Origin of the sequence: Pseudomonas cyclaminis, from assembly GCF_015163715.1 — a bacterium.
Lineage (GTDB): Bacteria > Pseudomonadota > Gammaproteobacteria > Pseudomonadales > Pseudomonadaceae > Aquipseudomonas > Aquipseudomonas cyclaminis.
The window spans coordinates 1-12,454 of record NZ_JADDUM010000331.1 but is presented as its reverse complement, the minus strand read 5'-3'; the positions used below and the strand labels follow the sequence as shown (position 1 = coordinate 12,454).

General features: G+C 60.6%; 9 protein-coding genes and 1 pseudogene. 2 read left to right on the top strand and 8 right to left on the bottom strand.

Annotation, left to right across the window (positions count from 1 at the left end):
- Positions 1-83 precede the first annotated feature (83 nt).
- From asd to leuC, 5 genes and pseudogenes are all read right to left on the bottom strand, one after another.
- Positions 84-1,196, bottom strand: a complete 1,113-nt coding sequence (gene asd / locus IQK56_RS29885; RefSeq protein WP_032888280.1) for an aspartate-semialdehyde dehydrogenase — start codon at positions 1,194-1,196, stop codon at positions 84-86.
- Positions 1,197-1,260: 64 nt separating this feature from the next.
- Positions 1,261-2,343, bottom strand: a complete 1,083-nt coding sequence (gene leuB / locus IQK56_RS29880; protein WP_150761519.1) for a 3-isopropylmalate dehydrogenase — start codon at positions 2,341-2,343, stop codon at positions 1,261-1,263.
- A gap of 52 nt (positions 2,344-2,395) precedes the next feature.
- Positions 2,396-3,160, bottom strand: coding sequence for a class I SAM-dependent methyltransferase (locus IQK56_RS29875; RefSeq protein WP_150761518.1), 765 nt, complete (start codon positions 3,158-3,160; stop codon positions 2,396-2,398).
- 125 nt (positions 3,161-3,285) lie between these two features.
- The gene (gene leuD, locus IQK56_RS29870) at positions 3,286-3,927 is read right to left on the bottom strand and encodes a 3-isopropylmalate dehydratase small subunit (protein ID WP_116626407.1); all 642 of its coding nucleotides are present in this window, start codon (positions 3,925-3,927) and stop codon (positions 3,286-3,288) included.
- A gap of 10 nt (positions 3,928-3,937) precedes the next feature.
- A pseudogene (gene leuC / locus IQK56_RS29865) lies at positions 3,938-5,355 on the bottom strand (3-isopropylmalate dehydratase large subunit).
- Between the two features lie 139 nt (positions 5,356-5,494).
- On the opposite strand from leuC, the gene IQK56_RS29860 reads away from it, so the two are divergent.
- Positions 5,495-6,385, top strand: a complete 891-nt coding sequence (locus IQK56_RS29860) for a LysR family transcriptional regulator (RefSeq protein ID WP_150677350.1) — start codon at positions 5,495-5,497, stop codon at positions 6,383-6,385.
- Positions 6,386-6,451: 66 nt separating this feature from the next.
- Positions 6,452-9,730 (top strand): sensor domain-containing protein, encoded by a 3,279-nt coding sequence (locus IQK56_RS29855; protein WP_122307577.1) that lies wholly within the window; start codon positions 6,452-6,454, stop codon positions 9,728-9,730.
- Positions 9,731-9,733: 3 nt separating this feature from the next.
- Here IQK56_RS29855 and IQK56_RS29850 read toward each other — a convergent pair whose 3' ends face one another.
- The 3 genes from IQK56_RS29850 to IQK56_RS30935 form a co-directional block, all read right to left on the bottom strand.
- A complete protein-coding gene (locus tag IQK56_RS29850) occupies positions 9,734-10,756 on the bottom strand; it encodes a hypothetical protein (protein WP_246500318.1) in 1,023 nt (340 codons plus the stop codon).
- Positions 10,753-11,016, bottom strand: a complete 264-nt coding sequence (locus IQK56_RS31340) for a hypothetical protein (protein WP_246500317.1) — start codon at positions 11,014-11,016, stop codon at positions 10,753-10,755. The genes IQK56_RS29850 and IQK56_RS31340 overlap by 4 nt, the downstream gene beginning before the upstream one ends.
- A 115-nt stretch (positions 11,017-11,131) precedes the next feature.
- Positions 11,132-12,109: a CsgG/HfaB family protein gene (locus IQK56_RS30935; protein WP_246500316.1), complete on the bottom strand. Its 978-nt coding sequence runs from the start codon at positions 12,107-12,109 to the stop codon at positions 11,132-11,134.
- Positions 12,110-12,454: the final 345 nt, after the last annotated feature.

Sequence of the window (12,454 nt, the reverse complement as noted above, 5' to 3'; positions counted from 1 at the left end):
CTTGCCCCCGATAGCGGCCGAAAGAACAACAAAAAACCCGCGCCTGTCACCAGAGCGCGGGTTTCTCTTACTGCCTCAAGCGATCAACGCTCCAGCAAAATCCGCAGCATGCGACGCAACGGTTCAGCCGCGCCCCACAGCAGCTGGTCGCCAACCGTGAAGGCGCCGAGGAACTGGCTGCCCATGTTCAGCTTGCGCAGACGGCCAACCGGTACATTCAGGGTGCCGGTGACCTTGGTCGGGCTCAGCTCCTGCATGCTGATATCGCGGTTGTTCGGCACCAGCTTGACCCACGGGTTGTGCTGGCTGATCAGCCCTTCGATATCGGCGATCGGCACGTCTTTGTTCAGCTTGATGGTCAGCGCCTGGCTGTGGCAGCGCATGGCGCCGATGCGCACGCAGATGCCGTCGACCGGGATCGGGCTCTTGAAGCGACCGAGGATCTTGTTGGTCTCGGCCTGGGCCTTCCACTCTTCGCGGCTCTGACCGTTCGGCAGTTCCTTGTCGATCCACGGAATCAGGCTGCCGGCCAATGGCACACCGAAGTTCTCGGTCGGGTAGGCGTCGCTGCGCATGGCTTCGGCCACACGGCGGTCGATGTCGAGGATCGCGCTGGCCGGGTCGGCCAGTTGATCGGCGACTGCAGCATGGGTCGCGCCCATCTGCTTGATCAGTTCACGCATGTTCTGCGCGCCGGCACCGGAGGCCGCCTGATAGGTCATGGCGCTCATCCACTCGACCAGACCCGCTTCGAACAGACCACCCAGGCCCATCAGCATCAGGCTGACGGTGCAGTTGCCGCCGACGTAGTTCTTGGTGCCCGCATCCAACTGCTGGTCGATGACCTTGCGGTTCACCGGGTCAAGGATGATCACCGCATCGTCCTGCATACGCAGGCTCGACGCGGCGTCGATCCAGTAGCCCTGCCAGCCGGCTTCGCGCAGCTTCGGGAAGACTTCGCTGGTGTAGTCGCCACCCTGGCAGGTCACGATCACGTCGAGTGTCTTCAACTCGTCAATGCTGTAGGCATCCTTGAGCGGGGCAATATCCTTGCCCACGGACGGCCCTTGGCCACCCACGTTCGACGTGGTGAAAAACACCGGCTCAATAAGATCGAAATCCTGCTCTTCCAGCATCCGCTGCATGAGCACGGAACCGACCATACCGCGCCAACCGATCAGACCTACACGTTTCATCGCAACTACACCTTGTTAAAAAGTGGGCCGCCTTGCAGCAACAACTGCAAGCGGGCCCGAGAGATTACAGATTCCGCAGCGCGGCGACTACTGCGTCGCCCATTTCTTGCGTACCGACTTTGGTGCAACCCTGGGACCAGATGTCGCCGGTGCGCAAACCCTGGTCCAGCACCAGGCTCACGGCCTTCTCGATCGCGTCCGCCGCATCGCTCAGGTTGAAGCTGTAACGCAGCATCATCGAGACCGACAAAATGGTCGCCAGCGGGTTGGCAATGCCCTGGCCCGCGATGTCCGGCGCCGAACCGTGGCAAGGCTCGTACATGCCCTTGTTGTTAGTGTCCAGGGACGCCGACGGCAGCATGCCGATGGAGCCGGTGAGCATCGACGCCTGGTCGGACAGGATGTCGCCGAACAGGTTGTCGGTCACGATCACGTCGAACTGCTTCGGCGCACGCACCAGTTGCATCGCGGCGTTGTCGACGTACATGTGGCTCAGTTCGACGTCCGGGTAGTCCTTGGCCACTTCTTCGACGATTTCGCGCCACAGTTGGCTGGAAGCCAGTACGTTGGCTTTATCCACCGAGCAGACCTTCTTGCCACGCACGCGGGCCATGTCGAAACCGACACGGGCGATACGGCGGATTTCGCTCTCGCTGTATGGCAGGGTGTCGTATGCCTGGCGCTCGCCATTCTCCAACTCACGCACACCCCGTGGCGAGCCGAAGTAGATACCGCCGGTCAGCTCACGCACGATCAGGATATCCAGGCCCGCGACCACTTCCGGCTTGAGGCTCGACGCATCTGCCAGTTGCGGGTAGAGGATCGCCGGGCGCAGGTTGCCGAACAGGCCCAGTTGCGCACGGATTTTCAGCAGGCCGCGCTCAGGGCGGATGTCACGTTCGATCTTGTCCCACTTCGGACCACCCACGGCGCCGAGCAGCACGGCGTCGGCGGCACGGGCGCGGTCCAGGGTTTCGTTGGCCAGGGGCACGCCGTGCTTGTCGATGGCTGCGCCGCCGATCACGTCGTGGCTCAGTTCGAAGCCCAGGCTGTACTTGCTGTTGGCCAGTGTAAGGACTTTGACCGCTTCGGCCATGATTTCCGGACCAATACCGTCGCCAGGGAGAATCAGAATCTGCTTGCTCATGGGTTCCTCATTTCATCAAGCGACCCGCCCGTGGGCAGGTCGGGAAAAATAACTAGCGCTCGGCCCAGACCACCAGCACGTCGGTGCTGAAGGTGCCGTCGGCTTGAATCTCGTAATAGTCACGCACTTCCTGGCCCATCGCCTGTTGCAGCTCCAGGATCGCGGCGCGCAAGACTTGCGGCGTGCGCATACGCTCGACCCACGAGGTGTATTCCAGGCGCAGGCGCTGGCGACTGCTGTTGCGCACATGCAGGCCGGCTTCGCTGAGCTGACGCATCCACTCGGCAGCAGAGTAATCGCGCACGTGGCTGGTGTCCCTCAGCACTTCGACGGTTTGCAGGTAAGTGTCCAACAGCGGGCTGCCCGGTGACAACACATCAACGAAGGCCGCCACGCCGCCCGGCTTGAGCACCCGGCGTACTTCACGCAGGGCCAGGCCGAGGTCGCTCCAGTGGTGGGCCGAGTAGCGGCTGAACACGAAGTCGAACTCGCCGTCGGCGAACGGCAGGCGTTCGGCGGCGCCGTTGACAGTGCTGATATTGGTGAAGCCGCGATCTTGCGCAGCGGCGGCCACCACGTCGAGCATCTGCTGGGACAGGTCGTAGGCCACCACTTCTTTAACCAGCGGCGCCACATGAAAGCTGACATGACCGGCGCCGCAGCCCAGGTCCAGCAGTCGTGCGCTGCCCTGCCCGGCCAGCTCGGCCTGCAACAGCGCGAATTCGGTGCCTTGGGCGTGCACGGCACTGCTCAGGTAGGCAGAAGCCTGTTCGCCGAATTGTTTTTGCACGACTTGGGTGTGGGCGGTGCTGGTCATGGTGGTTTTCCTTGGGTTTTGTGTTGTTAACACGGGCCTCATCGGGGGCAAGCCCCCTCCCACATTTGGAATGCAATGCCCCTGTGGGAGGGGGCTTGCCCCCGATGGCGGCGGTCCTGCCTACATCAATCTCGAAACAACCAAGGCTGGCTCGCCCGGTGCCTGGTTTCAAACGCGGCAATCGCATCGCCGTCCTGCAAGGTCAGGCCGATATCGTCCAGGCCGTTGATCAGGCAGTGCTTACGGAAAGCGTCCACTTCAAAGTGATACACCTTGCCATCCGGACGGGTCACGGTTTGCGCGGCCAGGTCGACGGTCAGCTGGTAGCCCACGTCGGCTTCCACTTGCTTGAACAGCTCGTCGACTTCTTCGTCGGTCAAGATGATCGGCAACAGGCCGTTCTTGAAGCTGTTGTTGAAGAAGATGTCGGCGTAGCTCGGCGCAATGATGCTGCGAAAGCCATATTCTTCAAGGGCCCACGGCGCGTGCTCACGGCTGGAGCCGCAACCGAAGTTTTCCCGGGCCAGCAGCACGCTGGCGCCCTGGTAACGTTCGGCGTTAAGCACGAAGTCCTTGTTCAGCGGGCGCTTGGAGTTGTCCTGGTAGGCGTAGCCCACGTCCAGGTAGCGCCACTCGTCGAACAGGTTAGGGCCAAAACCGGTGCGCTTGATCGACTTCAAGAACTGCTTGGGGATGATCTGGTCGGTGTCCACGTTGGCACGGTCCAACGGCGCTACAAGACCTGTGTGTTGGGTAAAAGCTCTCATCGGGTTTTCCTCAGATCAATTCGCGAACGTCGATGAAACGACCGTTGACGGCAGCCGCCGCGGCCATGGCCGGGCTGACCAGGTGGGTACGCCCACCGGCACCCTGACGCCCTTCGAAGTTACGGTTGGAGGTCGATGCGCAATGCTCGCCCGACTCCAAGCGGTCCGGGTTCATCGCCAGGCACATCGAACAGCCCGGCTCGCGCCATTCAAAACCGGCTTCGAGGAAGATCTTGTCCAGGCCTTCGGCTTCGGCTTGCGCTTTGACCAAGCCAGACCCCGGCACCACGATGGCTTGCTTGATGGTCGAGGCCACCTTGCGGCCCTTGGCGATCACCGCGGCGGCGCGCAGGTCTTCGATCCGCGAGTTGGTGCAGGAACCGATGAACACACGATCCAACTGGATGTCGGTGATTGCCTGGTTGGCTTTCAGCCCCATGTACTTCAACGCACGCTCGATGGAGCCGCGCTTGACCAAATCGGCCTCTTTGGCCGGATCCGGCACGTTCTGGTCGACGGCCAAGACCATTTCCGGGGAGGTGCCCCAACTGACTTGCGGTTTGATCTGGGCGGCGTCGAGCTCAACCACGGTATCGAACACCGCATCGGCGTCGGAGACCAGGTCTTTCCAGGCCTCAACGGCGGCATCCCAATCGGCGCCGGCCGGTGCGAAAGGACGCCCCTTGACGTATTCGACGGTCTTTTCGTCCGCCGCCACCATGCCCACACGGGCACCGGCTTCGATGGACATGTTGCAAATGGTCATGCGGCCTTCGATGGACAGGTCGCGAATGGCGCTGCCAGCGAATTCGATGGCATGGCCGTTACCGCCGGCGTGCCGATCTTGCCGATCACGGCGAGGACGATGTCCTTGGCGGTCACGCCAAACGGCAAGGTGCCTTCAACCGACACCAGCATGTTCTTCATTTTCTTGGCGACCAGGCACTGGGTGGCGAACACATGCTCGACCTCCGAGGTGCCGATGCCGTGGGCCAAAGCGCCGAAGGCACCATGGGTCGACGTGTGGGAGTCGCCGCAGACCACGGTCATGCCCGGCAAGGTGGCGCCCTGCTCCGGGCCGATCACGTGGACGATGCCTTGACGCACGTCATTCATCTTGAATTCGGTGATGCCATATTCGTCGCAGTAGTCGTCGAGGGTCTGCACCTGCAAGCGCGACACGGTGTCGACGATGGCGTCGATACCGCCCTTGCGCTCAGGGGTGGTCGGCACGTTGTGGTCCGGGGTGGCAATGATCGAGTCGACGCGCCAAGGCTTGCGCCCCGCCAGTCGCAGGCCTTCGAACGCTTGGGGCGAGGTCACTTCATGGATGATGTGACGGTCGATATAGATCAGCGACGACCCATCATCGCGCCGTTTCACTTCATGGGAATCCCAAAGCTTGTCGTAAAGCGTTTTGCCGGCCATCAGTCGGTCCTCATCAGCGGTATTTCATGCGCCGGGCTTTTCAATAACCCTTTGGCTTGTGAGGCTGATGGTATGGCGCTACATTAAATAACTCAAATTCATATTTTTTATGCTTTGGATTACCAATTGGAATACCACCATGGACTTGGCCAACCTTAATGCCTTTATCGCCATCGCCGAGATCGGTAGCTTCTCCGGCGCCGGTGAACGCCTGCACCTGACCCAACCGGCCATCAGCAAACGCATCGCCGGCCTGGAGCAGCAATTGAAGGTGCGACTGTTTGATCGCCTGGGCCGCGAAGTCGGCCTGACCGAGGCCGGGCGTGCCCTGCTGCCCCGCGCTTATCAGATTCTCAACGTGCTCGACGACACCCGCCGCGCCCTCACCAACCTCACCGGCGAAGTCAGCGGGCGGCTCACATTGGCCACCAGCCACCATATCGGCCTGCACCGCTTGCCGCCGATCCTGCGCACCTTCACCCGCGAATACCCGAACGTGGCGCTGGATATTCAGTTTCTCGATTCGGAAGTGGCGTACGAAGAAATCCTCCACGGCCGTGCCGAAGTGGCGGTGATCACCCTCGCGCCCGACCCTCACAATCTTGTACGTGCGACGCCGGTGTGGGACGACCCGCTGGATTTCGTGGTGGCACCCGAGCATAGCCTGATCAGCAACGGCTCCATCAGCCTGGCGGATATTGCCGGCCATCCGGCGGTTTTCCCTGGCGGCAACACCTTTACCCACCATATTGTCAGCCGGCTGTTCGAGGCCCAGGGCCTGACGCCAAACATCGCGATGAGCACTAACTACCTGGAAACCATCAAGATGATGGTGTCCATCGGCCTGGCCTGGAGCGTGTTGCCGCGCACCATGCTCGATGATCAGGTGGCAAGTATCGCTTTGCCGGGCATACAACTCAGTCGCCAGCTAGGCTATATCGTGCACACCGAAAGGACGCTGTCGAACGCTGCGCGGGCTTTCATGAGCCTATTGGATGCACAGGTGGATCTGCCACGGATGCCGGCATGACGCCGTGCGGCCTCGGGTTCTGAGTAAAACCGTGCAGTTTGTCCATCGAATCAAGGCCCGATGATAATGCGCAACCCCGTCGATTCCGTGCCACCCCTGCCCCGCATCTATGCCCTGGACCCTCAACAGGCAGAGCAAAGCTGGGACAGCGCGCCGCAACTGTTGGCAGCCCTCAATGCTGCCCAACTGGGCGCATGGTGCTGGGAAATCGACACCGGACGAATCAGTTGGTCACGGGGTACCCAAGCGCTGTTTGGGTTTGACCCGCGCCAGCCGCTGCCCAAGGACCTGGATTACCTCGACCTGCTGGCCCAATCGGATCGCACCCGCGTGGTACGGGCCTTTCACGCCGTGCTGGCCGGCGAGCCGTTCGAGCAGGCCATGCATCACCGCATCCAATGGCCCGACGGCAGCTTCCACTGGCTGGAAATCAACGGCAGCCTGCAGCCGGACAAAGCCGGTCGGCGCCGCATGATCGGGGTGATCCGCGAGATCACTCACCAGCGCGAACGTGAGAATGCCCTGGGACACTCCGAAAAACGCTTCGCCACGCTGTTTCACCTGTGCCCGAACATGGTGCTGCTGACCCGCCAGGCCGACGGCCTGATCAGCGAAGCCAACCAGTATTTCGAGATGCTCTTCGGCTGGCCCGTAGGCGATGCCATCGGCCGCACTACTCTGGAGTTGGGCCTGTGGCGCCACCCGGAGCAACGCGCACAACTGGTCAAGGCGACTCAGCGCAAGGGCGCCCCCATCAGCATGGAGGTGCAATTTTGCGCCAGCAACGGCCAGGTCCACGATGGCACCCTCAGCGCGCAAAAAGTCGAATTGGAGGGTGAGGCCTACCTGATCAGCACCTTCCTCGACACTACCGAACGCAAAAATGCCGAACAGGCACTCAAGGACAGCCAGGAACGCCTCGACCTGGCGCTGGATTCGGCACAACTGGGCACTTGGGACTGGCACATTCCCAGCGGCATGCTCTACGGCTCGGCACGCGCCGCCCAACTGCACGGCCTGCCGTTCGAACCGTTCCACGAATCCTTCGACGCCTTTTTCGAAGGCATGCCCGACGAGGAACGGGACAATATGCGCAGCGCCTACCGCACCCTGCGAGAAGGGCCGGCCGGCAACTACCAATTGACCTATCGGGTGCCCATGGAAGACGGCAGCTCACGCTACCTGGAAAGCCGTGCGCGCCTGTACCGTAACGAGCAAGGCGCGCCGCTGCGCATGGCCGGGACGTTGCTCGATATCACCGACCAGGTAGAGCGCGAACAACGCCTGAGCGCCTCCGAAGAAAAATTCGCCAGCCTGTTCCAGGCCAGCCCCGACCCGATTTGCGTCACCGGCATGGACAGCGGCGCGTTTATCGAGATCAACCCGGCCTTTACCCAAACCTTTGGCTGGACCGCCGCCGAAGTCATCGACAAGAGCGCCGACCAGATCGGCCTGTGGGACGATCCCAGCCAGCGCCTGGAGCGTATCGAGCGGGTGATTCGCGAGCAGGCGTTGAGCAACGTGGCCGTGGTGGTGCATCACAAGAATGGCCAGAGCCTGACCTGCATGATTTCCAGCCGCTTGATCAAGGTCGGCGATCAACCGTGCATTGTCACCACCTTGCGCGACATCACCCAGCAACAACGCTCTGAAGCCGCACTGAAGGCCAGCGAGGAGAAATTCGCCAAGGCCTTCCATTCCAGCCCTGACGCGATTTCCATCACCGAGCGCGACACCGGCCGCTATGTGGAGGTCAACGACGGCTTCTGCCGCCTCACCGGCTACCGCGCTGAAGAGGCCATCGGCCTGACGTTGTACCAGATCGGCATCTGGGCCGATGAGAACCAACGCTCGGCGCTATTGGCCGAGTTGCAGATCAAGGGCCGTATCAACCACCTGGAAATGCTCTGGCACAACAAACGCGGCGACGTGCTGGCAGTGGAAGTCTCCGTTGAGCCCATCACCCTGAACGAGACCCCGTGCCTGCTGCTGACGGCGCGGGACGTGAGCCTGCTGAAAAACGCCCAGGCGCAGATCCGCCACCTGGCCTACCACGACCCGCTGACCAACCTGCCCAACCGGGCGTTGCTGATGGATCGCCTGAGCCAGCAGATCGCCCTGCTCAAGCGCCATAACTTGCGCGGCGCGCTGCTGTTCCTGGACCTTGACCACTTCAAGCACATCAACGACTCCCTCGGTCACCCGGTGGGCGATACCGTGCTGAAAATCGTCACCGCACGCCTGGAAGCCAGCGTGCGCATGGAAGACACCGTGGCACGACTGGGTGGTGATGAATTCGTGGTACTGCTCAGCGGCCTGGATGGCTCGCGCATGGAGGTCAGCAACCAGGTGCAGGAGTTGGCCGACACCCTGCGCGAGTTGCTTTCGGAGCCGATGTTCCTGGACGGGCACCGCCTGCAGGTCACGCCGAGCATTGGTGTGGCGTTGATTCCCGATCACGGCACCACCCCGGCGGACCTGCTCAAGCGCGCCGACATTGCCCTGTACCGAGCAAAGGATTCAGGGCGCAACACCACGCAGATGTTCCACAACAGCATGCAGAAAACCGCCAGCGAACGCCTGCGCATGGAAACCGACCTGCGCCTGGCCCTGGCACGTGGCGAGTTCAGTGTGCATTACCAACCCCAGGTGGATGCTCGCGGTAACAAGATCGTCGGCGCCGAGGCGCTGGTGCGCTGGCAGCACCCACAACTGGGCGCGCAGTCGCCGTCGGAATTTATCAAGGTGCTGGAGGACAGCGGCCTGATCCTCGAAGTGGGCACCTGGATCCTTGATGAAGCCTGTGCCGCTTTCGAACAATTGATCAAAGACGGCAAGGTGGACCCGCTGAACTTCAGCCTATGCGTAAACATCAGCCCTCGGCAGTTTCGCCAGAACGACTTCGTGGAGCGGGTGGAGCACAGCCTCAAGCAGCACTCATTGCCCTATAGCCTGCTGAAACTGGAAATTACCGAAGGCATCGTGATCCAGAACCTGGATGACACCGTGAACAAAATGCGCCGCCTGAAAAAGCTCGGCGTGAGCTTTGCGATGGATGACTTTGGTACCGGCTACTCATCTCTGACCTACCTTAAGCGCTTGCCAGTGGATGCGCTGAAAATCGATCAATCGTTCGTGCGCGACGCGACCCACGACCCCAACGACGCCGAAATCATTCGCGCCATCGTGGCGATGGCTCGCAGTTTGAATCTGGAGGTGATTGCCGAGGGTGTGGAAACCCCGGAGCAACTGGCGTTCCTGCAAAAACTGGGCTGCCATTTGTTCCAGGGGTATTTGCACAGCCGTCCGTTGCCGATCGAGGGGTTCAGACGGCTGCTGGAGTAACCCTCAGGCCAGCTTCAAGGCCCGCATCCCCGCGGACATCCAGCGTGATGAAGCCAGCGCCAGTTTTCGCCCATAGTAATCAAGCGCGCCATTGATCACTGCAACCGAATGGGCACTGTCCGCCAGGGTGCCGATCGCGCCGTCGGCCAGCTCTTTTACCGTGCTTTCACGGATGTAACCAAACAGGCCCAGCCGGCGAAGTGCCTCGCCGGGGTATTCGCCGTCATTGAGGGTCTGCAGCGCCACCTCATAACTCTCGCGGGCCCGAAAGTCGTTGTTCTCTATCTGCGCACGCTTGGCACTGACCGCGTAGAGAAAGTTGGCGTAACTGAGCAACTGCGGATCACTGCCATAGAAGTTCGAGGCCGCCGTGGCCTGGCGCAGCTCAGCATGGGTCAACTTAAGCGGGAAAGAATCGCGCATCGTCACCTCAAAGCCGTCCGGCGTAACCTGGATGTGCTTATAGATCCCCACGGGGTCCTGCGCGAACCGGATAATGGCTGCCTTGATCGCCGACACGGTGACGCAATTGCCTTGCGCGCCTTGATAAAAGCCACTCCAGATTTGCTCAGGCGCCGCGTCGGTGGCCACATGAGACACCGTCCTGGCGTCGCTGCGGGGCACGGATTTATCGTTGAACAACACGTAGCCATACCCTCCATCGACCGACTGCCGTTCACCGTAATTATGCTTGACCCCCTCCACCACCAAGGCGGAGCCGTGGTTATGGGTCCCCATGACTCCGATCGCGCCCTTGGCCGTCATGTCAGCCGACGACACAAACTGAGAAAGCCCGAAAACCCCCATGCCCTGCAGGCACCGCTGGGTCGTCTCCCCTTCGAGTGTCTTTGCCAGAGCGGCCTCGAACGTCGAGTAACCCCCTTCCAGTTGCTTGCGTTTCACAAAGGCCGCAAACACAAAGTTGGCGTCCTTTACGGCACCGGAATCCGCCCCCTGAAATCGCGAAGCCTTCGACGCCTGCGCCAACTCGCCGGCAGACAGGTGAACCTTGAATTCATCCTTCATGGTGACGTGATAGCCGTCACGACGGGAATCAACTCACTGAACATGGCAGCAGGGTGCCGACCGAACGTCATCATCATCAATTTGATCACTGCCGCATGCGTGCTGCTATCAAAGTTCTCGCCAAACCGTCGCTCAGTCGCGTTGAACGCCGGGGCAATATCCGCAGGCGGTCCCTCGCTGCGCGCCGCAGCAACAGGGGCAAACGCCTCATGCCCCATATCAACCGGAAAAACCGGCTGGTCAGCCATTGAAATATTCATTTTCGGGATTCCTGACACTCAAAGAATTGTCTGTCGCTCGTGCGGCCAGGGCTACGCGGAGCAGCCTTGGCTGCACTGACGCCTGAGATCCCTGACCGCATCGACGCACGCAAGATCAAACCAGGGCAACCGCGTGCCCCTGGGTGGGCGCTCGCCCTTGTCGCCCCCATAGTTCTTCGCGACCATTGATAACCGCCACCGAATGCCCGGTGCGGTTACACATACCCAATTGCCCGGCAGCAAGTTCGCGTACAGACACCCTCTTCATGTGCTGCCTCAGCCCCAGCCGCAGGAACCCCTCACCGGGTCCGGACTCATCCTCACCGTCATTCAAGCTACGCACCGCCGCCTGATAACTCCTGCCCGCTGTGCGATCGTTATTCTCCATTTGTGCGCGCTTGGCACTCACGGCAAAAAGGAACTGCGCATCCTTGAGCATCCCTTGATCGCCTCCGACAAAGCGCGAACCGCGTGCACCTTCGATCAGTTCGCGGTCTGTCAGGGTGAGTTGAAAGCCATCACGCATGACAACTCGATAACCGTCACTGACCTTGGCTACCTGCTTGAAAATATCCGTGGGGCTTTGCCCAAACCGATACATGGCGGCCTTGATGGCCGATACCGTCACGCAGTTGCCATCGGGTCCCTGGCGAAACCCGCTCCAGATATTGTCCGGCTTGGCGCCGTTTCGTTTGTTTGACAGGCCAGGAATATTCGCAGAGGGTCTTGGCGCCACAGGTTCGGGAACCACCCTTGGAGTGACTTCCGGTCGTGGCGGTGGGGCCGGTGTCGGTGTCGGTGTCGGTGTCGGTGTATCAGGAACTGTTTTGTCCTTATTACCTGAAATCAAGTTGATTAACTGCGTAAAAAAAGAGCTGAAAAGAGCAGTCAGTTTGGCCAAGACTTCTGAAGGATCACCTACACCTGCATCGCTTTTGTGTGTGGCAGGTGCGGCATCAGAACTTGGACTTGTCATACCCTCAAGAGGCTCGGGCTGAAAATTTTTATTATTACTGACACCCAAGTCGTCAACGGGAACGAACTGCCTTACATCAACGACGCGCGCAACATTTATAATTGAGCAACAGGACATTTTTATTCTCCTAGAGCACGCACTTCTCCAGACCTTGCATTCCGAAGAAGTACATGCCTCAGTCAAAAAGTTTAACCAGGGAAATTAACGTCAGGACTTAAACTTGGGTCGGGGATTGAATCGCCAGTCTCTTGGATCAAATCGATTATCAGCAGGGCCCGGGCTGGTTAAATCCGGGACAGGTGTATCCGGTCGCGGTGTGGGCTTGATATCCGGAGTAACAGACGGGGTCGGCTGTGGCGTGACCTCAGGTTTCGGAGTTGGCAGCACTTGCGTCTTGGGCGCGGGCGACGTATCAGGCTTGGGCGTAGGCTTTACGTCCGGTTTGGGCGTCGGGACCGCATC